18 protein-coding genes are annotated in these 23,938 nt (G+C 74.4%); 7 read left to right on the top strand and 11 right to left on the bottom strand.

What is annotated here, in order from left to right:
* Window positions 1-151 precede the first annotated feature (151 nt).
* Complete coding sequence (locus ACGFQ9_RS15565) at window positions 152-3,649, bottom strand: ATP-dependent helicase (RefSeq protein WP_393574314.1); 3,498 nt, start codon at window positions 3,647-3,649, stop codon at window positions 152-154.
* A gap of 159 nt (window positions 3,650-3,808) precedes the next feature.
* Window positions 3,809-4,174, bottom strand: a complete 366-nt coding sequence (locus tag ACGFQ9_RS15570) for an MGMT family protein (protein WP_393574756.1) — start codon at window positions 4,172-4,174, stop codon at window positions 3,809-3,811.
* A 137-nt stretch (window positions 4,175-4,311) separates the two neighbouring features.
* On the opposite strand from ACGFQ9_RS15570, the gene ACGFQ9_RS15575 reads away from it, so the two are divergent.
* Window positions 4,312-7,281 (top strand): lysylphosphatidylglycerol synthase domain-containing protein, encoded by a 2,970-nt coding sequence (locus ACGFQ9_RS15575; RefSeq protein WP_393574315.1) that lies wholly within the window; start codon window positions 4,312-4,314, stop codon window positions 7,279-7,281.
* 94 nt (window positions 7,282-7,375) lie between these two features.
* Here ACGFQ9_RS15575 and ACGFQ9_RS15580 read toward each other — a convergent pair whose 3' ends face one another.
* On the bottom strand, window positions 7,376-8,206 hold the full coding sequence (locus ACGFQ9_RS15580; RefSeq protein WP_393574316.1) for a MerR family transcriptional regulator: 831 nt from the start codon (window positions 8,204-8,206) through the stop codon (window positions 7,376-7,378).
* A 93-nt stretch (window positions 8,207-8,299) separates the two neighbouring features.
* On the opposite strand from ACGFQ9_RS15580, the gene ACGFQ9_RS15585 reads away from it, so the two are divergent.
* Entirely contained in the window at window positions 8,300-9,856 is a 1,557-nt protein-coding gene (locus ACGFQ9_RS15585; RefSeq protein ID WP_393574317.1) for an alpha/beta hydrolase, read from the top strand.
* 110 nt (window positions 9,857-9,966) lie between these two features.
* Here ACGFQ9_RS15585 and moeZ read toward each other — a convergent pair whose 3' ends face one another.
* From moeZ to ACGFQ9_RS15620, 7 genes are all read right to left on the bottom strand, one after another.
* Window positions 9,967-11,145: an adenylyltransferase/sulfurtransferase MoeZ gene (moeZ, locus tag ACGFQ9_RS15590; protein WP_393574318.1), complete on the bottom strand. Its 1,179-nt coding sequence runs from the start codon at window positions 11,143-11,145 to the stop codon at window positions 9,967-9,969.
* 87 nt (window positions 11,146-11,232) lie between these two features.
* A complete protein-coding gene (locus tag ACGFQ9_RS15595) occupies window positions 11,233-12,000 on the bottom strand; it encodes a spherulation-specific family 4 protein (protein ID WP_393574319.1) in 768 nt (255 codons plus the stop codon).
* Window positions 11,988-12,983, bottom strand: a complete 996-nt coding sequence (locus tag ACGFQ9_RS15600; protein ID WP_393574320.1) for an NAD-dependent epimerase/dehydratase family protein — start codon at window positions 12,981-12,983, stop codon at window positions 11,988-11,990. The genes ACGFQ9_RS15595 and ACGFQ9_RS15600 overlap by 13 nt, the downstream gene beginning before the upstream one ends.
* Complete coding sequence (locus ACGFQ9_RS15605) at window positions 12,980-13,951, bottom strand: hypothetical protein (protein ID WP_393574321.1); 972 nt, start codon at window positions 13,949-13,951, stop codon at window positions 12,980-12,982. The genes ACGFQ9_RS15600 and ACGFQ9_RS15605 overlap by 4 nt, the downstream gene beginning before the upstream one ends.
* 911 nt (window positions 13,952-14,862) lie before the next feature.
* On the bottom strand, window positions 14,863-16,410 hold the full coding sequence (locus ACGFQ9_RS15610; protein ID WP_393574322.1) for a glycosyltransferase: 1,548 nt from the start codon (window positions 16,408-16,410) through the stop codon (window positions 14,863-14,865).
* Window positions 16,411-16,648: 238 nt separating this feature from the next.
* The gene (locus ACGFQ9_RS15615; RefSeq protein WP_393574323.1) at window positions 16,649-18,082 is read right to left on the bottom strand and encodes a DUF3152 domain-containing protein; all 1,434 of its coding nucleotides are present in this window, start codon (window positions 18,080-18,082) and stop codon (window positions 16,649-16,651) included.
* A gap of 6 nt (window positions 18,083-18,088) precedes the next feature.
* The gene (locus tag ACGFQ9_RS15620) at window positions 18,089-19,081 is read right to left on the bottom strand and encodes an alpha/beta fold hydrolase (protein ID WP_393574324.1); all 993 of its coding nucleotides are present in this window, start codon (window positions 19,079-19,081) and stop codon (window positions 18,089-18,091) included.
* Between the two features lie 122 nt (window positions 19,082-19,203).
* On the opposite strand from ACGFQ9_RS15620, the gene ACGFQ9_RS15625 reads away from it, so the two are divergent.
* The 4 genes from ACGFQ9_RS15625 (at window position 19,204) to ACGFQ9_RS15640 (ending at window position 21,041) form a co-directional block, all read left to right on the top strand.
* Window positions 19,204-19,419, top strand: a complete 216-nt coding sequence (locus ACGFQ9_RS15625) for a hypothetical protein (protein ID WP_393574325.1) — start codon at window positions 19,204-19,206, stop codon at window positions 19,417-19,419.
* Window positions 19,420-19,544: 125 nt separating this feature from the next.
* The gene (locus ACGFQ9_RS15630; RefSeq protein ID WP_393574326.1) at window positions 19,545-20,198 is read left to right on the top strand and encodes a TetR/AcrR family transcriptional regulator; all 654 of its coding nucleotides are present in this window, start codon (window positions 19,545-19,547) and stop codon (window positions 20,196-20,198) included.
* Window positions 20,199-20,367: 169 nt separating this feature from the next.
* The gene (locus tag ACGFQ9_RS15635) at window positions 20,368-20,595 is read left to right on the top strand and encodes a DUF3107 domain-containing protein (RefSeq protein ID WP_393574327.1); all 228 of its coding nucleotides are present in this window, start codon (window positions 20,368-20,370) and stop codon (window positions 20,593-20,595) included.
* A gap of 143 nt (window positions 20,596-20,738) precedes the next feature.
* Complete coding sequence (locus ACGFQ9_RS15640) at window positions 20,739-21,041, top strand: hypothetical protein (RefSeq protein WP_393574328.1); 303 nt, start codon at window positions 20,739-20,741, stop codon at window positions 21,039-21,041.
* Window positions 21,042-21,109: 68 nt separating this feature from the next.
* Here ACGFQ9_RS15640 and ACGFQ9_RS15645 read toward each other — a convergent pair whose 3' ends face one another.
* Window positions 21,110-21,877, bottom strand: coding sequence for a ferritin-like fold-containing protein (locus ACGFQ9_RS15645; RefSeq protein WP_393574329.1), 768 nt, complete (start codon window positions 21,875-21,877; stop codon window positions 21,110-21,112).
* Between the two features lie 530 nt (window positions 21,878-22,407).
* Between ACGFQ9_RS15645 and ACGFQ9_RS15650 the strand changes: the two genes are divergently transcribed.
* Window positions 22,408-23,938: DEAD/DEAH box helicase (locus tag ACGFQ9_RS15650; RefSeq protein ID WP_393574330.1), on the top strand; the 1,531-nt coding region annotated here is incomplete at its 3' end.

Consider the following 23,938-nt stretch of genomic DNA (forward strand, 5'->3'; position numbering starts at 1 on the left):
GCCGGAGGCGACGCGACAACGTCGCGCCCTTGACGCCGACGGCCGGCACGGAAAGACACTGGGACTGACGGGCAGCCCCCGGGCACCCCCGTGACGCCGTCCAAGGGTGTCTGCCCTCCGCAGCCCCACCCCACCCCACCCCACCCCACCCCTACTCCACCGTCTGCCGCCCCTCCGGCCGGGCGCTGCACGCCGCGCGGAAGGAGCAGTGGTCGCAGTGCGAGCCCGTGCTCGGGGTGAAGCGCTCGTCGAGGACGCGGCCCGCAGCGGTGGCCAGGAGCTCGCCGACCCACTCGCCGGACGCCCCGTCGTACAGCGGCTGCTGCGCCTGCACCTTGGGGTTCTGCTCCCCGCCGTCGCGGGCCGCGGCGCCCTGCCGGAGCTGGACGAGTTCGGCGCCGCCGGGCTCGGGGCGGCTCCCGTCGAAGTGCTCGTCGACGGCCCCCTCCCGTACGGCCAGCTGGTACACCGCGAGCTGCGGGTGCCGGGCCACCTCCGCCTTGGTCGGCGACCCCTTGCCCGTCTTGAAGTCGACGACGTACGCGCGCCCCTGCCCATCCGTCTCGACACGGTCCATGGAGCCGCGGATCCGGACCGCGTACTCCCCCGCCTCCAGGGTCACGTCGAAGTCGTGCTCGCTGGCGACGGGCCTACGGCCGGCCCGGTCGGAGTGGTGCCACTGCAGGAAGCGTTCCAGCGCAGCGCGGGCGTTCTCCTTCTCCTGCCGGGACTTCCACGGCGCGTCGAAGGCGAGGCCGTCCCAGACCGAGTCCAGCCGCTCCATCAGCACGTCCAGGTCGGCGGGGGTGCGCCCGGAGGCGACCTCGTCGGCGAGGACGTGCACCACGTTGCCGAAGCCCTGCGCGGCGGTGGACGGTGCGTCGGCCTTCACCTCACGGCCGAGGAACCACTGGAGGGAACACGTGTTGGCGAGCTGGTCCAGCGCACTCCCGGACAGCGCCACGGGGCGGCTGCGGTCGCGCAGCGGGACGCCCGCCCGGGTCGGCTCGTACAGCCCCCACCAGCGCTGCGGGTGCGCGGCGGGTACCAGCGGGCGGCCGTCCTCATCGACAAGCGCCGCCAGGCGCGCGAGACGGCGCGCCGCGGCGTCGCGGAGCTCCGGCGAGACGTCGGGGTCGACGGTGGTGGCGCGCAGCTCGGCGACGAGCGCGGGCACGGCGAGGGGCCGGCGCGGCCGGCCGGTGACGTCCCTGGGGGGCACCCCGAGTTCGGTGAGGAACCGGGACGGCTGGTCGCCGTCGTCGGCGGGCGCCTTGACCGCGGTGACGACCAGGCGGTCGCGGGCACGGGTGGCCGCGACGTAGAAGAGCCGGCGTTCCTCGGCGAGGAGCGCGCCGGGGGTGAGGGGCTCGGCGAGCCCGTCACGGCCGATCCGGTCGGCTTCGAGGAGGGAGCCGCGGCGGCGCAGGTCCGGCCAGAGCCCCTCCTGCACCCCGGCGACGACGACGAGACCCCACTCCAGGCCCTTGGAGCGGTGCGCGGTCATGAGGCGTACGGCCTCCCGGCCACCGGTGTGCCGCTTGGCGAGGGTGTCGGCGGCGATGTCCTCGGCCTCGAGCTGTTCGAGGAAGTTGAGCGCGCCGCGGCCTCCGGTGCGTTCCTCGGCTCGGGCCGCGGTCTCGAAGAGGGCGCAGACGGCGTCGAGGTCGCGGTCGGCGTTGCGGCCGGCGGCACCGCCGCGACGGGCGTTGCGCTCGAGCCGCTGCGGCCAGGGGGTGCCGTCCCAGAGGGCCCAGAGGGCCTCCTCGGCGGTTCCGCCGCCCGCGAGCAGCTCGGTGGCCTTGCGCAGGAGCGTGCCGAGGCGGTGCGCGCCGCGGGCGTACGCGGAGTCGTGCGCGAGGAGCCGTTCGGGCTCGGCGAGGGCACGCGCGAGCAGTACGTCGGACGGGGCGGGTACGAGCACCCCGGCGGCCCGCTCCTCCTCGCGCAGGGCGCGGCCGAGGCGGCGGAGCTCGGCGGCGTCCATGCCGCCGAGGGGCGAACCGAGGAGCTCGATGGTGGCCTCGACGCCGAAGCGGGGCTCGGCGGAGCCGGGCTCAGCGGAGCCGGACGCAGCGGAGCCGGCCTCAGCAGCCGAGGCACCGTCGGGGGACGCTGCGCGATCGGTGCGCGCCGGTGTGCCGTGTGCCCACCCTCCCCCAAGCTCTCGACTCCGCTCGAGCAGGGGGGACCCCCATCGCCCTGCGGCACGACTGCCCACACGGCTGTCAGCGCCGTCCACACGGCCGGTGGCGGCGGACTCGGCCGACTCGGCGGACTCGGCGGACTCGGCGGACTCGGCGGCGGGTTCGGTCAGGGCCGACTCCGCGCACAGTCTGAGGGCGGTGAGGAGCGGGGCCGCGGCGGGTTCGTGGCGGAGGGGGATGTCCGCGCCGTCCGTTTCGACCGGGACGCCCGCGGAGATCAGGGCACGCCGCATCGACGGGAGGGTACGGCCGCCCGCGCGGACCAGGACGGCCATGTCCTGCCACGGAACGCCGTCCTCCAGGTGCGCCCGGCGCAGGATGTCGGCGATGTTGTCGAGCTCCGTCGCCGGCGACGGGTACGTGAAGACCTCCAGCCGGCCGCCCTCCCGGGTCGCCCGGAGGTCGCGGTGCGCGCGGACCGCCGCGGCGGGGAGGCGGGGCACCGGCATCCGCGTGGTCAGCAGGCGGGTCGCCGCGAGCAGCGCGGCGCCGGAGCGGCGGGAGACCGTCAGCGGGGTGACGGTCGCGCCGGGGAAGGAGCCGGCGAAGTCGAGGATGCCGTTCACGTCGGCACCGCGGAAGGCGTAGATCGACTGGTCGGGGTCGCCGAAGGCGACCAGCCGGGCGCCCCCGCCCGTCAGCGCCTGGAGCAGCCGGATCTGCGAGGCGTCCGTGTCCTGGTACTCGTCCACGTAGATCGCGTCGTAGAGGGACGCCACCGACGCCGTCCGCTCGGCCAGCAGCACGGCCCGGTGCAGCAGCTCCGTGTAGTCCAGGGTGCCCTGCATGTCCAGGACGTCCAGGTACTCGGAGAGGAAGGCCGAGGCCGCCGCCCAGTCCGGCCGGCCGATCCGCCGGGCGAAGCCGGCCAGCGCGTCCGGTCCGAGGCCGAGTTCGCGGCTGCGGGCGAGCACCGCCCGGACCTCGTCCGCGAAGCCGCGCGTGGTCAGCGCGGCCCGCAGGTCGTCGGGCCAGGGGATGGACCCCAGTTCCCGCTGGCCCTCCAGCAGGGCCCGTACGGTCACGTCCTGCTCGGGGCCGGACAGCAGGCGGAGCGGCTCGGTGAACAGGTCGGCGTCCTGGTGGGCGCGGAGCAGCCCGTAGCAGAACGAGTGGAAGGTGGTGGCCTGTGGCGCCCGCGCGCCGCCCAGCCGCAGCGCGGTCCGGTCGCGGAGTTCCACCGCGGCCTTGCGGCTGAAGGTCAGGACCAGGATCCGGGCCGGATCCGCCCCGGCCTCGACCCGGGCCGCGACCGCCTCGACGAGCGTGGTGGTCTTGCCGGTGCCGGGCCCGGCGAGCACGAGCAGCGGCCCTTCCGTATGGTCAACCACCGCCCGCTGCGCTGCGTCCAGCACGGGGGGAGCCACGCGTTCCGGTCCGCCGCGCAGCAACCGGTACGCGTCGTGGTTCCGCGTGCGGCCGTGGGAGGAAGAGGTGATCACGTGGGGTGCCGGTCCGGTCCTGAGGGGTGGGTCTGCGTATGCCGAAGAGGCAACGCTACGGCAACCGGCGGGCCCGGCGCAGTTCCGTCCGCGCATCCCTCGTACGGGTCCGTGATCGTCCGGAAGAGCCTCCGCTCGGCGCCGGAATCACGGAAGCTGTCAAGTGTGAGACAGACCTCGTCCGCCGTCCGAGCCGTCCCAACGGGCCCGCCGCATGTCCAGCCGGAGCCCGGCCGGCGACTCGCGCAGCGGGGTTCCCTCGGCCCGGTAGTGCTCCAGGGCGCGCCGCTCGCTGCCGGGCAGTGGGACGCCGTCGGCGCGGACCACGCGCCACCACGGGACGGCTCCGCCGTAGAGGGCCATCACCCTCCCCACCTGCCGCGGGCCGCCCTCGTCCAGCCATTCGGCGATGTCGCCGTAGGTCATCACCCGGCCGGGCGGAATCCGCTCGGCGGCCTCCAGCACCCGCTCCGCGTAGTCGGGCAGGGCGGCCGGGGCGGAGTTCTGCTCGCTCATCCGGGACATGGTGCCGTACGTGCCGGAGGGCCGCACGGAACGTTTCTTTCCGTACCGGGTCGCACCCTGGTGCCCCGCCCTGCCGCCCGTCCGTGCCACCATCGTGCGGGCGGTGACCGGTGATACATGATCAAGAAGAGACGGAAGTGACGGCGAACCAGCGGAGTGCGAGTCCTCCGGATGACGCGGAGGCGCGGCGAAGCACGCCCTCCGCGCCGGAGGCGGGCTCCGGCACGGGCCCGGGCGACGCCGCCTCCGGCGCGACGTCCGGGGCCGCGTCCCCACCGGGGTCCGTACCGGGCTCCGGTGCGGAGGGCGACACGGATACGACCGCCACGACGGACACCGACGCCGGCGCAGGCACGAACTCGGACACGGGCACGGGCACGGGCACGGGCACCAGCACCGAAACCGAAACCGGCACGGGCACCGGCACCGGCACCGGCACCGGCACCCACGCCGCCCCCGACACCGACACCGACGTCGACACCGACGTCGAAGCCCGGACCGGCCATGCCAGTGCGGACCGGGTCGAGATCGACGAGCCGCTGCTCGCCGCCCGCGTGCACCGGCCCTCCGACCTGGTCCGGCTCCTGATCGGCATCCTCGGCATCGTCCTGGTGCTCGGCATCGCCGCCTTCGCGCACGGCACCGCCGCCGGCCTGGAGGCCGACATCAGCGCGGGCACCCAGGAGGCGCCGCCGCTGCTGATCAAGGTGGCCGGGCTGGTCGGGAGCATCGCCGTGCTCCTCGTCCCGGTCGCCTTCGCCATCGAACGGCTGATCAAACGCGACGGCCTGCGCATCGCCGACGGCGTACTCGCCGCCGTCCTCGCCCACGGCGTCACCCTCGCCACCGACCTGTGGGTCTCCCGGTCCGCCCCGGAGAGCATCCAGGACGCCCTCACCCGCGCCACCGGCGTCGGCGACGGCCTCACCGATCCGGTGCACGGCTACCTCGCGCCGGTCATCGCGTACATGACCGCCGTCGGCATGACCCGGCGCCCCCGCTGGCGGGTCGCGCTGTGGGCGGTGCTGCTGCTCGACGCCTTCGCGATGCTCGTCGGCGGCTACACCACCCCCTTCTCGATCATCCTCACGGTGCTGATCGGCTGGACCGTCGCGTACGGCACCCTCTACGCCGTCGGCTCCCCCAACGTCCGGCCCACCGGCCAGAACCTCCTCGCCGGTCTGCGCCGGGTCGGCTTCCAGCCGGTCACCGCCATGCGCGCCGAGCCGCTGGAGGGCCCGGAGGTGCCCGAGCAGCGGGACCGGGGCCGCCGCTACCACGTGACCCTGGAGGACGGCCCGCCGCTCGACGTCACCGTCGTCGACCGCGAGCAGCAGGCGCACGGCTTCTTCTACCGGGTCTGGCGCCGGCTCACCCTGCGGGGCATCACCACCCGGCGCAGCCTGCAGTCGCTGCGGCAGGCGCTCGAGCAGGAGGCCCTGCTCGCGTACGCCGCCATCGCCGCCGGGGCCAACGCGCCCAAGCTGATCGCCACCTCGGAGCTCGGCCCGGACGCCGTGATGCTCGTCTACGAGCACCTGGGCGGACGCAGCCTGGACTCCCTCTCCGACGAGGAGATCACCGACGAGCTGACCCGCAACGCCTGGCAGCAGGTACGGGCCCTGCACTCGCGGCGCATCGCACACCGGCGGCTCACCGGAGACGCACTGGTGGTGGATCGTTCCGGCAATGTCACCCTCACCGACCTGCGCGGAGGCGAGATCGCCGCGGGCGATCTGGTGCTGCGGATGGACATCGCCCAGCTGCTGACCACTCTCGGTCTGCGGGTGGGCGCGGAGCGCTCGGTGGCCGCGGCCGTGTCGGTGCTCGGCCCGGACGCGGTGGCCGACTGCCTGCCGCTGCTGCAGCCGATCGCGCTGAGCCGGTCCACCCGGGCGACGCTGCGGAGGCTGGCCCGGGAGCGGGCGCAGCGCGAGCGCGAGGCGGTGCTGGAGTCCTCGCGGCTGGCGAAGGAGCAGCGGGAGGCGGAGGCGGCGGCCCGGAAGGCGCCGGCCTCGGCGAAGTCGGCGAAGGCCGAGTCCAAGGCGGAGAAGCGGGCGGAGAAGCGGGCGCTGGACGTGGCGCTGGACGAGGCCCGGGAGGAGGACCTGCTCAGCCAGATCCGCCGCCAGGTGCTGCTGATCCGGCCGCAGGCGCCGGTGGAGCCGGCCCGGCTGGAACGGATCCGGCCGCGCACCCTGGTGTCCTTCATCGCGGGTGCCTTCGCCGCGTACTTCCTGTTGTCCCAGCTGACGCACGTGGACTTCGGGACGATCGTCGGCGAGGCGCAGTGGGGCTGGGTCGGGGCGGCGGTGGCCTTCTCTGCGCTCAGCTACTTCGCCGCGGCGATGAGCCTGCTCGGGTTCGTGCCGGAGCGGGTGCCGTTCCTGCGGACGGTGTGCGCGCAGGTGGCGGGGTCGTTCGTGAAGCTGGTGGCGCCGGCTGCGGTCGGCGGCGTCGCGCTGAACACCCGTTTCCTGCAGCGCGCCGGGGTGCGGCCGGGGCTCGCGGTGGCGAGCGTGGGCGCGTCCCAGCTGTTCGGGCTGGGGGCGCACATCCTGCTGCTGCTGTCCTTCGGCTATCTGACGGGGACCGAGAAGACCCCGGAGATGACCCCGTCGCGGACGGTCATCGCGGGTCTGCTGACGGTCGCGGTGCTGGTGCTGGTGGTCACGGCGATCCCGTTCCTGCGGAAGTTCGTGGCGACCCGGGTGCGGGCGCTGTTCGCGGGCGTGGTGCCGCGGATGCTGGACGTGCTGCAGCGGCCGCAGAAGCTGCTGACCGGCATCGGCGGGATGCTGCTGCTGACCGGGTGCTTCGTGATGTGCCTGGACGCGTCGATCCGCGCGTTCGGGGGCGGCGAGGCGATCTCGCTGGCGAGCATCGCGGTGGTGTTCCTGGCGGGCAACGCGCTGGGGTCGGCGGCGCCGACGCCGGGTGGTGTGGGCGCCGTGGAGACCACGCTGACGCTGGGTCTGATCGCGGCGGGGCTGGACAAGGAGATCGCGATCTCCGCTGTGCTGCTGTTCCGGCTGATGACGTTCTGGCTGCCGGTGCTGCCGGGGTGGCTGTCGTTCAACTACCTGACCCGCAAGGAAGCGATCTAGCGTCCCGCCGGGCGGCACGGCCCCTGCCCCAGCCCCGCCGAGGTGTGGCCCCGGCGGGGTGCGGCCGCCGGGCCCACACGGCGCGGCGGTGGGGTCAGCCGTAGGGGTCCGGCTTTGGTTCCGGTGGGGACCAGTCGTCCAGCATCGCGCCCAGCAGCGCCGCGCAGCGGGACTGCGCGGCGGAGGGCTCCCGCGGCGGAACCGCCGCGACCGGGACCCGCTCCGCCCCCGCGAGCTCCGGCTCCGCGTCGGTGAAGTCCGGTTCCGGGAACCCGGTCGCCCGGGCCGCCGCCTCCAGGGCCTGGATGTGCACGAACCAGTCGTGGGCCAGCCGCTCCACCCGTACGTCCCCCGCCGTCGCCTCCCCCAGCGCAGCGAGCTCCGCCTCCAGCCGCGTGCGCTCCGCCCGGAGCCTCGGGTGCGCGGCCTCCACGTGCTGCCCGGCCGCCTCGTACGCCGCCACCTCCCGGCCCAGCGGGTGGTGCCGCGGCCCGGCCGCCGTCGGCCGCCTGGCCCGGAACGCCGCGTCCAGCCCGGCCAGCAGACCCTCCCCGCCGGCCCCCGGTTCGAGGGCCGACCGTACGTCCTCGGGCGACAGCCCCAGCTCCGTCATCCGCAGCGCCCAGAGGATCCGGACCAGGTCGTCGTACCCGTACCGGCGGCGGCCGTCCGGCCCGCGCTCCGGTTCCGGGAGCACTCCGGTCCGGTGGTGGTGGCGGATCGCCGTCGGCGTGGTCCCCGCCAGTACCGCCGCCTCGCCGATCCCGACCGTGGTCCGACCGCGGTGCGCCCGGGCCGCCGCCCGGCTGCCGCCGTGTTCCTCCTGCTGCTCCTGCTGCTCTCCGTGCTCCCCGCCCTTCGAGCCGTTCGCGCAGTCTGATCCGTTCTCGCCGTTCTCGCCGTTCTCGCCGTTCTCGCCGTTCATACCCACCAGGTCACCACGGACGGGGACAGAACGCTCACCCCCGAACGGGTCACGGCACGGGCGGACCGGCGGAATCACCCACAGGATGGGGCCATGACGGGAAAAGCCCTGCGGGCCACCGCTGCCGCCGCCCTCACCGCCGCCCTGCTCTCCACCACGGGCTGCTCCGACAGCGCCGAGAAGACCAAGAGCACCGGCGGCACGGGCAGTCCACAGCCGAGCCCGCAGAAGCTCGACTGGAAATCCTGCCCGCCCCCCACACCCGCCCAGGGCAGCGGGGAGGCCCCGTCCAAGGAATGGCAGTGCGCCACCCTCAAGGTGCCGCGCGACTACGCCGACCCCGGCGGTGAGCAGCTCGAGATCGCGCTCATCCGTCTCCCCGCCAAGGACAAGAGCAAGCGCCTCGGCTCGCTCGTCTTCAACTTCGGCGGACCCGGCGCCTCCGGCATCACCACCCTGCCGGGCTCCGAGAAGGAGTACACCGCCCTGAACGAACGCTACGACCTGGTCAGCTTCGATCCGCGCGGGGTCGGCGGCAGCGCCCCGGTGATCTGCGAGAACAACCGGCAACTGGACCGGTACTACGCCACGGACGGCAGCCCGACCGGCCCCGCCGAGGAGAAGGAGTACACCGACGCCCTCCAGGGGTACGTGAAGGCGTGCGAGAAGAACTCCGCCGCGGTGCTCCCCTACGTCGGCACCCTGAACGCCGCCCGCGACATGGACGTGCTCCGGCAGGCCCTGGGTGACGAGAAGCTCAACTACTTCGGCATCTCGTACGGCACGCAGCTCGGCGGGGTGTACGCCCATCTCTTCCCCGACAAGGTCGGCAGGGCGGTGTTCGACGCGGTGGTGGACCCCACCCAGACCTCCGAGCAGAGCGCGCTGGGCCAGGCCAAGGGCTTCCAGCTGGCGCTCGACAACTTCGCCCAGGACTGCGTGGACCGGGGCGACGCCTGCCAGCTGCAGGGCAGCACGGTCAAGGAGATCGAGGACAACATCATCAAGCTGCAGCAGGAGCTGGACAAGGAGCCCATCGCCGGCATCGGCGACCGCAAGCTCACCCAGACCGCCGCCACCAACGGCATCGCGACGGCGCTGTACTCACAGGAGCTGTGGCCGCTGCTGGAGCAGGGGCTGGACGAGGCCGAGGGCGGCCAGGGCCAGCTGCTGCTGGCGCTCTCGGACCTGCTCACCGGCCGGGACCAGGAGGGCAACTACAACAACCTGCTCGCGGCCAACATCGCCGTCAACTGCGCCGACAGCAAGGACCGGTTCGACCTGGAGCAGACGAAGGCGAAGCTGCCGCAGTTCAAGGCGGCCTCCCCGGTGTTCGGGGAGTTCCTCGGCTGGGGCCTGATGAGCTGCAGCGACTGGCCGGTGGACGGTGCCTGGACCACTCCCGACGTGAGCGCGCCGGGCGCCCCGCCGATCCTGGTGATCGGCAACACCGGCGACCCGGCCACCCCCTACGAGGGCGCCCAGAACATGGTGAAGCGGCTCGGCCCGGGGGTCGGCGTGGAGATGACGTACAAGGGCGAGGGGCACGGCGCGTACAACAGCGGCGACCCGTGCGTGCAGAAGTCGGTCAACGGCTTCCTGCTCGACGGCAAGGTGCCCGCCGACAAGACGGTCTGCACCCCCGCCTGATGTACGGAGGGGCCGCCTGATGTACGGAGGGGCCGTACCGCATCCCGCGCGGTACGGCCCCTCCGGGTCGTCACATCATCGGACAGGTCCGCCGGACCCGCCAGACCGGCCTAGTAGACCGGCTTCGACGGCTCGATCTGGTTGACCCAGCCGATCACGCCGCCGCCGACGTGCACCGCGTCGGCGAAGCCCGCGGACTTGAGCACCGCGAGGACTTCCGCACTGCGGACACCCGTCTTGCAATGCAGGACGATCTTCTTGTCCTGCGGCAGGTCCTGCAGGGCGTTGCCCATCAGGAACTCGCCCTTGGGGATCAGCTTCGCGCCGGGGATCGAGACGATCTCGTACTCGTTGACCTCGCGGACGTCGATGATCTCGATGTTCTCGCCGTCGTCGATCCACTCCTTGAGCTGCTTGGGAGTGATCGTCGAGCCGAGAGCCGCCTCCTGGGCCTCCTCCGACACGACGCCGCAGAAGGCCTCGTAGTCGATGAGCTCGGTGACGGTCGGGTTCTCACCGCAGACCGCGCAGTCGGGGTCCTTGCGGATCTTGACCTGGCGGTACTGCATCTCCAGGGCGTCGTAGATCATCAGGCGGCCGACCAGCGGCTCGCCGATGCCGGCGAGCAGCTTGATGGCCTCGTTGACCTGGATGGAGCCGATGGACGCGCAGAGCACACCCAGCACGCCGCCCTCGGCGCAGGACGGGACCATGCCCGGCGGCGGCGGCTCCGGGTAGAGGCAGCGGTAGCACGGGCCGTGCTCGGACCAGAAGACCGAGGCCTGGCCGTCGAACCGGTAGATCGAGCCCCACACGTACGGCTTGTTCAGCAGCACGCAGGCGTCGTTCACCAGGTAGCGGGTGGCGAAGTTGTCCGTGCCGTCGACGATCAGGTCGTACTGGCTGAAGATGTCCATCACGTTCTCGGCTTCGAGCCGCTCTTCGTGGAGGATCACGTTCACGTACGGGTTGATGCCGAGCACGGAGTCGCGGGCCGACGCGGCCTTGGAACGGCCGATGTCGGACTGGCTGTGGATGATCTGGCGCTGCAGGTTCGACTCGTCGACCTCGTCGAACTCCACGATGCCGAGCGTGCCCACACCGGCCGCCGCCAGGTACATCAGGGCGGGCGAGCCGAGGCCGCCGGCACCGACGCAGAGCACCTTGGCGTTCTTCAGGCGCTTCTGGCCGTCCATCCCGACATCCGGGATGATCAGGTGCCGGGAGTACCGACGGACCTCGTCAACGGTGAGCTCAGCAGCTGGCTCGACCAGGGGTGGCAGCGACACGGGCACTCTCCGTAGCGGGGGAGCGTCCCCGCTGGCGCGGGGAGCAAACTGGTGGTTGTACTTCCCGTAACAGTGCCACGCCCTTCTTCATTCCGAGACACCCTGTCCGATACGCGAGACGATTTCGTCCCAGTACGCGGGCATTCCGGCCCATGGGTCCCCGTTCCCGCGGCTCCCCGCGCGGTCCGAGCGGTCCGTGAACCAGATGGTCCCGGCCCCCTGCCAGCGCGCGATCCGCATCGCCTCCTCCAGGTGGGTGCGCGGCACCCCGTGCACGAGGTGGCAGAACCGCTCCGGCGGGTACTCGGCGGTCCACTCGGCCACCTGTGACCAGCGGTAGTCCACCCAGGCCCCGGAGAAGGTCACCAGCTGGTCGGCGGTCTCGGCGTAGCCGGCGTACGGGTGGGTGCCGTGCCCCAGCACGATCCTGGGCGGCGTCTCGCCGAGCGTCCGCAGGGTGTCCACGACCCGGCGCACGGCCGCGAGCGAGGCCCGGTCGGAGGGGGCCCCGGCCAGGTAGAAGCCGCCGACCCGGTACCAGTCCACGTACCGGTGGGCGTCGGAGAGCAGCTCCCCGACGGTCCGCTCGCCGTCCCGCACGGAGAGGTGGCCGAGCAGGGTGCCGCCCGCCTCGCGCAGCTTGTGGGCGGCTTCGGAGCAGTGCGGGTCGGGCCGCTGTCCGGGCCCGTCGGCGACGTTGAGCACGGCCCAGTGCAGGGGGGTGCCGGGCCGGGCCAGCTCGCCCCATTCGGCGGGGGCGAGCAGCGGGTGCGCGTATCCCGGCACGCCGAGGCCGAGCCGGCCTGCCTCGGTGGCGGCCGGGGCGGCCCCGGGCGGGGTGGTCAGATGCGGCATGCCGCCTCCATCCAGATGTCCGCGAGGGATTCCTCCAGGTTGATCCGCGGCCGCCAGCCCAGCCGGTCCCGGGCGGTGCGGACGTCGGCCTGCTGCCAGGTTCCGCAGCCGTCGGGGTAGGGGTACGGGGGCGGGACCGCGGCGGCGAGCTGCTCGGCGGTGGCCTCGGAGCGCGGGGCGCCGATGCCGGCGTGCCGGACGGGCAGGCCGTGCCCGTGCGGCCGGTCCGGGGCGTCGATCTCGTGCAGGGCGCCGCCGTAGCCGGCGACCCGCGCGAGGACGGCGGCGGCGTCCCGGAGCCGGACGGCCCGGCCGGTGCCGATGTTGACCACGCCCTGGGCGGCGGACAGGCTCGCGGCGTGCACCGCGCGCGCCACGTCCCGTACGTCGACGAAGTCGCGCTGTACGCCCAGCCCGCTGAGCTTGATCTCGCTGTCCCCGGACTGCATGGCGCGGCGCATGGCCTCGGCGAGGCGGCCGAGCGGGGACCCGGCGGGGGTGCCGGGTCCGACGGGTGAGAACACCCGGAGCACGACGGCGTCCAGCCCGGAGCCGAGCACCAGCTCGGTCGCGGCCAGCTTGCTGACGCCGTACGGCCCGCCGGGTCTCGGCACGGCGTCCTCGGCCGTGCTGGAGCCCGGCTGGCTGGGGCCGTACTCGGCGGCGCAGCCCAGCTGCACGAGCCGGGCGCCGCAGCCGCTGCGGCGCAGCGACTCACAGATGGTGGCGACGGCGATGGTGTTGTGCCGGGTCAGCTCGCGGGCGCCGCCGCGGGTGGCCCCGGAGCAGTTGATCACCACGCCGGGGTGGACGGCGTCCAGGAACCGGGTGAGGGCGCCGGGGCTCCCCGTGGCCAGGTCGAAGCGGACGTCCGCGTCGTCGCCGCGCCCGAGGGCGGTGAGCTGGACGGCGGGGTCGGCGAGCAGCCGGTCGGCGACGTAGCGGCCGAGGTATCCGTTGGCTCCGATCAGCAGCACCCTCATCGCGCGGCCCCCTGCTCGATTCGCCGGCAGTCCATGTCTTCTCCTTGTCGGGGTACGGGGTGTCGGGGTACGGGGTGCCCGGATCCGCGTCCGGGTCCGCGCCCGGGTCCCGCGTGCGGGCTCCGGGTGTGAGCGGAGGCGCGGGACAGTGCGACGGTGGCGTGGACGGCGCCGGCCGCGACGAGCACGGCGGCCAGGCCGGGTACGGGCAGCAGCCCGAGCGCGAGGGCGGCGGCGGCCGCCCGGTGCCCGTGGTGGGCGCAGAGCAGCCGGGCGAGGAACAGCAGCAGGGCGACGGGCGCGGCGGTGCCGAGCGGTGCGCCGGTGAGCGCGAGCACGGGCAGGGCCGCGGCCGCGTACCCGGCGGTGGCCAGCAGCGGCAACGGCCGGGCGGAGGCGGCGAACTCGTCCAGTGTCCGGGCCGTGCGCAGGCGGCGCCGGGCGTGGGCGGAGCACCAGGACGCGGCCCAGTGCGCGGGCAGCGCGGCGAGGGCGAGCCCCAGCCCGAGGCCGGCACCGTGGACGTGGACCGCGTACGCCACCCCGGCGGCGCCGGCCGCGGCCGCGCACCGGGGCAGGGCCGCCACGGCCCCGGCCCCGCCGGGGGCGCGCCTGCCGGTGGGCCAGAGGAAGGCCAGGCCGACCGCGAGCCCGGTCAGCACCGCCGCCCAGCCGCCCGCGACGGGCCCGGCCAGTACGGCCGCCAGGGCGGCGAGTCCGGCGGGCAGCACGGTCCGGGCCGCGGCCCGGCACGCGGCGCGGGGGTCGCGCGGGGGTACGGGCCGGGGCTCCGGGGCGAATCCGCCGGCCGGGCGGGGCACCCGGGCGTGGATCTCCTCGGCCAGCGAGAACACGTCGCGGTGGCGGCACCGGGCGGCGGTCCGGTCGGTGACCCCGGCGGCCTCCAGCCCGGCGGCGATCTCCAGCGGCCCGACGGCCCGCTCGCAGAGCTCGCGGTGCCGGTGCATCAGCGCCTTGACGGGATCCCCGCCGCCCCTCCGCCGCGGCGGCGGGGCAGCCGCCCCGTGCCGAACGGGCTCCCCGACCCCGGCACCACCGCTCGCCGGGTCCGGCGCGCCGACGGGCCGCCGGTCCGGCAGCGCGGCGGACACCTGCGGCGCAGCACCGAAGCCCTGCCCGTCCCCGGCGCGACCGCTCGCCCCCCTGGCGGGGCCCTGCCCCGCCCCCTGCCGGAGCTCCGCTCCGGAACCACCCTCGGCCCCGCCCGGGAGCGTGCCGGCGGCTCCGCCGGGAAACCCGGACGACGTACCCAACCCGCCGGACCCGGACCCGGGGGTCTCGTTCGTCCCACGGGCCGGCGGAACCGGCTCCGGACCGAATCCCTGCACGACACTCCCCCTCCACACGACCTGCAACGGCTCATGGGCGCGCGGCCCGGGTCCGGCCTCCGGCACGGCTCCGCCCCACGCGCTCGGACGCAGCCCGCCCACGGGCACGGGCACGGCCACGTCTGCGCCGGCCGGCCCCACGGCGGAGCGAGCGACGACCGGCTGCACCGAGGTCCGGTCCACCGCGGACCGGGCCGCGATCGGCCGCGGGGCGGCGGCCTGGGTCTTCGGGCGGCGCACGCCCGCGGACACCGGGCCCCGACCTGCCACGTCCGGCACCGGCGTCCGGCCTGAGGCCCTCGACGAGGCCGGGCCGGAGCCCCGGTTGACCGCACGCGGTCCGCCCTCGGAACCGAAGCCCCGGGAGGCCGGACGGAGACCGCCCCCGGTCGCCGGGCCCCGCGAGACCACTCGGGCTCCGCCCTCCGGCGGGACGGCATCCGGCCGGTAGGAGGTCGGGGGGGTGGGGTGGACGTGGTCGGGGCGTGTCGTCGCGCGCGGGGGTGCGGCGGGGTCCCGGGGTGAGGGGGTCATACCGGCGCCTCCGCGACCCGGCTCGGGGTGGTCCAGTGCCCCGGCACCCTCGCCTCCGCCGGGACGGCGAACGGGACCTCCCAGCGGCCCGGGCTCCCGCCCGCGGCCGCGATCAGGTCGACGTACATCTCCCCGAACGCCGCCACCGTCCGCTCCGCGGCGAACAGTTCGAGCGCCCGCGCCCGGGCGGCCGCGCCCAGGCGGGCCGCCCGCTCGTGGTCCCGCAGCATCGACAGGCACGCCTCCGCCAGGGCCCGCGGGTTCCTCGGCGGGACCACCAGACCGGTGCCGCCGATGACCTCGAACACCGCGCCCACGTCCGTGGACACCGTCGCGCGGCCGCAGAACATCGCCTCGACCAGCGTGGTGGGGAAGCCCTCCACCACGGACGAGGAGACGGCCACCCGTCCCGCCGCGTACGCCTCCGCGACCGAGGGCGCGTACGGTCCGCCGGTCTCCTCGAAGCTCACCGGGTTCTCTCCGGCCGAGACCCGGTCCGCCGCCTCGTCGGGGAACAGCTGGGCCGCGAGGGCCCGGCAGTCCGCCAGGTAGCGCAGGTCGGCCGGGTGCCGGGAGCCGTCGGGGGCGGCCGGGGCGGTGCAGAAGATCCGCAGCCGGGCCTCCGGCTCGGCCCGCCGCACCTCCGCGAAGGCGTGCAGCAGTCCGATGAGGTCCTTCGCGGGCTCGACCCGTCCGACCCAGACCAGCGTCCCGGGCTCGGCCTCGGCGAGGTCCGCCTCCCCGACGGTGGCGAATCGGTCCGCCTCCATGCCGGGGTACACCGTCCGTACCCGCGTCCGCGGGGCTCCGCACCGCTCCTGCCAGCGCCGGGCGTGCGCGTTCCCCGGGGTCAGCAGGTCGGCGCGGTCGTAGAGTTCGGCCGCCAGCCGGGCCTGGAACCCTCCGGTCATCGCCCGTACGGCCCTGGTGCCGCCCTGCTCCAGGCAGTGCGCGCGGAGCTGGACGCCGTACTCGGTGACCAGCAGCGGGACCCCGAAGAAGCGTTTGGCCACCAGCCCGGGCAGCGCTGCCGTTCCGCCCGCCGCGGCATGCACCACGTCGGCCGCGCCCAGGCTCTCGTACCAGTCCAGGGACAGTGGGCGGAGTGCCCGTTCCAGTGCCGCCGCGACGTCCGCCAGGTCCGCCGCGCCCGCCGACTGCACGGCGCGGTGCGCGCCCGGGGCGCGGCAGCCGGCCTCCAGTGCGCGGAGGGCGTCCTCGGAACGCAGGGCGGTGGTCAGCCCGCCGCGCTCCTGGGCGAATTCCGCGAGGGCGTGGAGGCCGTCGGCGAAGGCCCGGTCACGGCCTCGGTCGTGGTCGCGGCCGGCGCCGGCATCGGCGTCCGGTGCCGCGCAGATGGCGCCGGCCAGGTGCCGGAAGGCGGACGCGAACCGCGCCCGGTCCCGGCGCCGGAGCCCGCGACGGCCGGCGGCGGTCTCGCCCGCCGGCTGTGCGTAGAGCGTGAACTCGTGCTGTGGGAGACCGCGGACGAGCCGGTCGCACCACTGCCTCGAACCACCGTCGGTCAGTAAGCCGATCCGCACGTGTGGCACCCCCGTTCTCCCGTACGCGGCGATCGGGTCTCGCCGCGGGAGAACTCAAGCGGATATGCCCGTGGCCCGACGGACGGTTGTCCGTCGCGCCACCGGAAGGGGTGAAGAGTCGTAACTTTCCCGTACGGTTCGCGTTCGACAGCGCTAGCCGGGACTTCGCCTCAGGCCTCCGCCACCGCCCCGGCCCCACGGCGGTGGGCAGCCGCCGCGGCCGGGTGACGGCGCGTCGTCAATTGCCCGGGAAGGCCCACGGGTTCGGCCTGCAGGCGATGCCGTCGATGTCGAGGGATTTGGTCTGCTGCTGCATGACCGGCGCGAGCGCGCCCGGGGTTCGGCAGCTGACATGGCCGTGGCCGAGCCGGTGTCCGACCTCATGGTTGATCAGCATCTGCCGGTACTCGAACATCGCCTGCGGGCCGAAGGTCTGCGAGCCCTGCGCCCACCGGAACGCGTTGATCATCACGCGCTCGGTCCTCCCGGAGTCGCAGGACACGTTGTCGACGGTGGTGTCCAGGTCGGACTTCTTGCACCAGACCCCGGTGGTCCCCGGGCTGGCCAGGGTGATCACGAACTCGACCTCGCCGGACGGCACGCGCTCGAAGGTGCGCGCGCCCTTGTGCGCCCAGCTGCGGTCGTCGTTGAGGGTGCGCTGCACGGCCTCGGCGAACAGCGTGCCGTCGAGGCCGAGTCCCTGCTCGACGTCGACCCGGTAGCGGACCAGCTTGCCCTTGCCGGGGGCCTTGGCCACGCCCGGCACGGTGTCGAAGGTCCCCGGGCCCGCGAGTTTCGGGTCGATCGGGTACTGCTCGGCCATCTTCTGCTCGTACGTCTTCTCCGGCGCGGGCGCGGGCACGGCCGCGGGGGCCTGCGCGGCGTCCGGGGTGGCGCGCCCGTCGGAGCGGGACGCCGCGGACTGCCCGGGAACCGCCCGCTTGCCCTTGTCCCCGGCCGAGTGCGTGGCGACCCGGCCGCCGTCGTCGCCGGTGACCTGGCCGGCGACCACCACGGCGAGCACGGTGGTGACGGCCGCGGCCGCCACGCCGGTGTACGTACGGACCTTCACCCCGCGCCGGGCGCCCGACGGCCCGGCCGGGGGCGCCGCGTCGGCCTCCGGCGCGGTCCGGGTGGGCGGCACCCGGCGGTGCGGGCCGGTGGAGGTGACGGGGTCACCGGCCGGCCCGGGGAACTCGCGCGGGAACTCCCGGCCGGCCTGCGGGAATCCGGCGGCGGGGGCGGGCGCGGCCGGAGCGGGCGCGGCGAACGCCGGGGTGCCGTAGGCGGGCGTGCCGAAAGCCGGGGTGTCGGTGTCGCGGAAGCGGGGGGCGCCGAAGGCCGGGTCCGGCGCGGCGGGCCGGCGCGGCGCCCCGCGCCAGTCCCCGTACACGGTGGCGGGGCCGCTGCCGGGGGCGGCTCCCCAGCCGCCCCCGTCCTCCCTCATCTCGGGGTGGCCGGAGCGCACGTCGGAGCCGGAGCGCGCCTCGGGGCCGGACTGCTGCCCGTGGCGGTGGATCACGGAGGGCTCGGCGCGCCGCCTGCGGCCGGTGCCGTTGCCGCCGACCGTCCCGGGCCCGGATCCCACCGTGGGTGCGGGCGGGGTCACCGAGGGTGGCGGGGCGGGCGGGGTGTGACCGGGGGCGGGGGCCTTGCGACTATGTCGTCCCACGAATCCTCAGCCTCTGTCCTCGCCCGTGTGCAGTTCGTGCCCGGTCCGGTCGTCGCGCAGCAGGTCCAGGAAGGCCGCGGCCACCAGGTCGGGGTACTCCATCATGGCCACGTGCCCGGCCTCCGGCAGGGTCAGCAGCCGCGAACCCCGGAAGGCCGCGGCGGCCTTGCGCGCCATGCGGTACGAGACGAGCCGGTCCCGGCCACCGTAGACCAGGAGCGTCGGCGCGAGAACCCGTTGCGCCTGGCGCCACAGTCCGTGCTGGCCACCGAGGGTGTACGCGTCGACGATGCCGCGCGAGGAGCGGGACATCGCCTCCCAGAAGTAGGGGAGCGCCATGCGCCGCTCCATCTCCGCGACGGCGTCCCGGAAGCCTTCGGGTGTCACCCGTGAGGGGTCGCCGTAACAGAGGCCCATCACCCCGCGGGTGCGCTGTTCGGCCGTCAGGTCGCGGAACATCCGGGAGACCACGGACACCGCGCCGGGCACCGCCAGCAGCGCGGTGGGCACCGCGGTGCGCTGCACGCGCAGTTCGGGCAGCGCGGGCGAGATCAGGGTGAGGGTGCGCACCAGGTCGGGCCGGACGGCCGCGACCCGGGTGGAGACGGCGCCGCCGAGGGAGTTGCCGAACAGGTGCACGGGTCCGCGGCCTGCCGCGTCCAGGTGCCGGATCACGGCGCGGGCCAGGGCGGTGACGGAGTAGTCGCGGTCGGCGGGCGGGGCCGAGTCCCCGAAGCCGGGCAGGTCGACGGCCTCTCCGTCGACGGCGTCCTCCAGCTGTCCCATGAGCGCCGACCAGTTCAGCGAGGAACCGCCGAGGCCGTGCACGAACAGTGCGGGGGGCAGTCCTCGCCGGGCGGGCGGGCGTGAGCGGACGGTGAGGGTGAGGCCGGGGAGCGCTACGCTGCGCAACCGCTCGCCTTCGGCCACCCGGACCGCGCCCACCGGTGAGGGGAGCTCTGCGGCGGACCGTACACCCGGCAGCTCGGTGGAAGACATGCGGCCAATGTTACGAGACGATCAAGGCCGAAACCGGTGTGTCCGCAGTCACAGGTCCGCGTAGCGGCGCACTCCCGTGTCTCCTAGGCTCATAGGAGGAGCGAGGGAAAGAGGGGAGCGGAATGACTGTCGATCCTGCGGAGCCCGAAACCTTCCAGACACCGTTCGAGGAGGGACTGGACGCGGAGGCCCCCGAGGCGGACGCGGCGGAGCAGCACACGGAGCTCAATCCGCACGAGGACGCACCGCTCACCGGCCATGAACGCGGCGAAGCCACCGAAGGCGACGCCGCGGAGCAGGCGCGGGTGGTCGTCATGGACGACGACGACTACCGCTGACCAGCGCTCGCGGGCGTCCGCAGGGCGAGAATTCTCGCTCTGGACCCCCCTTAATCGGTTACCGAAAAGTACGATGGCGGGCGCGGCGCACAGCGCACTGTGTTCTAGAGAAAGTGGGAGGCGGCGTGACAGCCATCGAGCAGACCGAGGCGGCGCGCCCGCGGGGCACGCGACTGCCGCGCCGAGCCCGACGCAACCAGTTGCTGGGCGCGGCCCAGGAGGTTTTCGTCGCGCAGGGGTACCACGCGGCCGCGATGGACGACATCGCCGAGCGCGCGGGTGTGAGCAAGCCGGTGCTGTACCAGCACTTCCCCGGCAAGCTGGACCTCTACCTGGCGCTGCTGGACCAGCACTGCGAGAACCTGCTGCAGGCGGTGCGCGGGGCGCTGGCCTCGACCACCGACAACAAGCAGCGCGTGGCCGCGACGATGGACGCGTACTTCGCGTACGTGGAGGACGAGGGTGGCGCGTTCCGGCTGGTCTTCGAGTCGGACCTGACCAACGAGCCGGCGGTGCGGGAGCGCGTGGACCGGGTGTCCATGCAGTGCGCCGAGGCCATCTCGGAGGTCATCGCCGAGGACACCGGCCTGTCGAAGGACGAGTCGATGCTGCTGGCCGTGGGCCTGGGCGGGGTGTCGCAGGTGGTGGCCCGGTACTGGCTGTCCAGCGAGAGCCCGGTGGAGCGCGAGAAGGCGGTCGGCCTGCTGACCTCGCTGGCCTGGCGGGGCATCGCGGGCTTCCCGCTGCACGGCGCGGAGCAGCAGGCCGAACTGCACTGACGCCCGGTTTCCGGGGAGCGTGCCGGGTCCGTACCGGCGCGCTCCCGGCCGTGGCCGGGTGTTCGCTGCGAGCGTGTACCGGGGACGCCGTTCCCGTCCTCACTCCGGGCTAATGTGTCCGAGTACGGCGCGGTGATCGCGCGACCCGGAGACGTCGGAGGGACAAGCCGTGGAGGTCAAGATCGGCGTGCAGCACGCACCCCGGGAGATCGTGCTGGAGACCGAGCTGAGCGCGGAGGCGCTGGAGGCCACCGTCACCGACGCCCTGACGGGCAAGACGGCCCTGCTCTCGCTGACGGACACCAAGGGCCGCAAGGTCCTGGTGCCGGCGGACCGCCTGTCGTACGTCGACATCGGCGAGCCGACCGCCCGCAAGGTCGGTTTCGGCGCCGTCTGAGCACGTGCTCCGGCGGTGTCCGGAGCACCGGAGTCCTGTGAAACGGCCCGGTGGGGGTACCCCCACCGGGCCGTTTCCGTTCCTTCCGCTTCGGGTAGGACCGGCAGTGACCCGGTTTCCCCTGACCCCGTGGGAGGACGCTCATGCTGCTGCTGGAGGTGCTCGGCTCCGCCCTGGTGGGTCTCGCCCTGTCCACGGTCGCCGTGAGACTCCTCGGCAGCAGGCTGCCCTCCCCACGGCTGGTGCTGGTCAGCGGCACGCTGGGGGCCCTGTTCGGGCAGTACCTGACGGTCTTCGCGCTGGGCCCGGGGCACCACTCCCCGGCCGCGGGCCTGCTCGGCTCGGCGCTGGTGTCGGCGGTGGTGCTGTCGCTGCTGCTGCGGCCGGCCGGCCGCTCCGGGAGGTCCGCCCGCCGGGCTCCGTTTTCACTCCCGTCGGGAGGATGAGTGATCCCGTGCGGGATCCCTCCCCTGTGCCGGCCCCGGAGCCACCGCCCCGGGGCCGTGGCATGACCCTAGGCGGCCAGGCCGAGCGCGGCCATCCGCTTGGTGTGGGCCTTGGTGATGCGGGCGAACATCTCTCCGACGGCCGCCAGGTCGAAGCCGGCCGCCATCCCGTCGACCCCGCCGACCAGCATGGTGGACAGCGCGTCGCGCTCGGCGACCACCCGCTGGGCCTGCGAGAGCGCCTCGCCCATCAGCCGCCGCGCCCACAGGGCGAGCCGGCCGCCGACGCGCGGGTCGGCCTCGATCGCGGCCCGCACCTTCTCCACGGCGAAGTTGCCGTGGCCGGTGTCGTCGAGCACGCCGAGGACCAGGGCGCGGGTGTCGGAGTCCAGGTGGGTGGCCACCTCGCGGTAGAAGTCGCTGGCGATCGAGTCGCCGACGTAGGCCTTGACCAGGCCCTCCAGCCAGTCCGAGGGCGCGGTCTGGCGGTGGAAGTCGTCGACGCCCTTGGCGAAGGGCTCCATGGCGGCGGTGGGCTCGGCGTCGACCGCCGCGAGCCGGTCGCGCAGCCGCTCGAAGTGGTGGAACTCCGCCGAGGCCATCTTGGCGAGCTCTGCCTTGTCGGCAAGGGTGGGCGCCATCTTGGCGTCCTCCGCGAGCCGCTCGAAGGCGGCGAGCTCTCCGTAGGCGAGCGCGCCGAGCAGGTCCACGACGGCGGCCCGGTACTGCGGCGAGGCGGAGGCGTCCGCCCAGTTCTGGGCGGCGATCCCGGTGGCGCCTTCGGTGTTCTCGCCGGGGCCTTCGGCCGGGGGCTGAGCAGTTTCTTCGGTCGACATGCTCCGCACAATAGCCCGCCGGACGGGCCCGGGAAGGGCCTGCCCGGCCGGGCCGTCGGGGCCCGGCAGCCCCGGGCCGGTCCGGCACCGACTCCACTCGAACCCCAGGCCAGGATGCCGCCCAGGTGAATTCACCCAACACAGCTGCGCGAATCCGGGGTACAGTGGTATTGCGCCAGTCGAGTAGTTCGGCAGGCGCATCCGAATGAGGATGCCCGGTCGGTGGCCCGATCGGCTCCAACCGACCGCCCTCGGTGTGGTGCGCACGTCCAAGCGTGCCATCTCCCATGAGGGGCCCCCTCAGCGGCACGAGCGCTTGAGCGATGGCAGTGGTCCCGCGCAGCTTCGTATGTACACGGCTCTACGGCACGTACAGCAAGCCCGGCACGGTACGACCCCCCTCGCCGCCTCGCGCCGCGTCTCACAGAAGAGGCAGCACCCTGACTACGTTCCGAGAACTCGGTATTTTTCCCGAGACCGCCGAAGCCCTCGAGGCCGTCGGCATCGTGTCCCCCTTCCCGATCCAGGAGATGACCCTCCCCGTCGCCCTCTCCGGCACGGACGTCATCGGCCAGGCGAAGACCGGAACCGGCAAGACGCTCGGTTTCGGCCTTCCGCTGCTGGAGCGGGTCGTCGTCCCCGCGGACGTCGAGGCCGGCCGGGCCACGCCCGAGCAGCTCACCGACGCCCCGCAGGCCCTCATCGTCGTCCCGACGCGTGAGCTGTGCACCCAGGTCACCAATGACCTGCTGACCGCGGGCAAGGTCCGCAACGTCCGCGTCCTCGCCATATACGGCGGCCGCGCGTACGAGCCCCAGGTCGAGGCGCTCAAGAAGGGCGTCGACGTGATCGTCGGCACCCCGGGCCGCCTGCTCGACCTCGCCGGGCAGAAGAAGCTCGACCTGTCCCGCGTGAAGGCGCTCGTCCTGGACGAGGCCGACGAGATGCTCGACCTGGGCTTCCTGCCCGACGTCGAGAAGATCATCAACCTGCTTCCGGCGAAGCGCCAGACCATGCTGTTCTCGGCGACCATGCCGGGTGCGGTCATCGGCCTGGCCCGCCGCTACATGTCGCAGCCCACGCACATCCGTGCCACCGCGCCGGACGACGAGGGCGCGACGGTCGCCAACATCGCGCTGCACGTGTTCCGCGCGCACTCGATGGACAAGGCGGAGATGGTCGCCCGGATCCTGCAGGCCGAGGGCCGCGGACTGGCGATGATCTTCTGCCGCACCAAGCGGACTGCGGCGGACCTCGCGGAGCAGCTGGAGCGGCGCGGCTTCGCCTCGGGCGCCGTTCACGGCGACCTGGGCCAGGGCGCCCGCGAGCAGGCCCTGCGGGCCTTCCGCAACGGCAAGGTGGACGTGCTCGTCTGCACCGACGTCGCCGCGCGCGGCATCGACGTCGAGGGCGTGACGCACGTCATCAACTACCAGTCCCCCGAAGACGAGAAGACCTTCCTGCACCGGGTCGGCCGCACCGGCCGCGCGGGCGCGAAGGGCACCGCCGTCACCCTGGTCGACTGGGACGACATCCCGCGCTGGCAGCTGATCAACAAGGCGCTGGAGCTCGACTTCCACGAGCCCGAGGAGACGTACTCCACGTCCCCGCACCTGTACGAGCAGCTGAACATCCCGGCGGGCACCAAGGGCATCCTGCCCCGGGCCGAGCGCACCCGCGCCGGTCTGCGGGCCGAGGAGATCGAGGACCTGGGCGAGACCGGCGGCCGCGGCCGCAAGTCGGCCGCTGCGGGCCCCGCCGTCGAGGAGCGTCCGGCGCGCACCCGTACGCCGCGTCAGCGGCGGCGGACCCGGGGCGGCTCGGAGATCGCCGCGGACGCGGTGACCCCGGCCGGCGAGACCGCCGAGGCCGCGCCGCTCGCCCCGGCGGGCGAGGAGGCCGTGGCGGAGGCTCGCAAGCCGCGCCGCCGCCGCACCCGTGTCCACCGCACCGCGGTCGCCGAGGCCACCGTCGCCGCTCCGGCCGCCCCGGCCGTGGCCGCTCCCGTGACCCCGGTCGCCGAGGAGGCTCCGGCCGCCCCGGTGGCGGAGGAGGCCCCGG

Source organism: Streptomyces sp. NPDC048603 (assembly GCF_043199475.1).
Classification (GTDB): Bacteria; Actinomycetota; Actinomycetes; order Streptomycetales; family Streptomycetaceae; genus Streptomyces.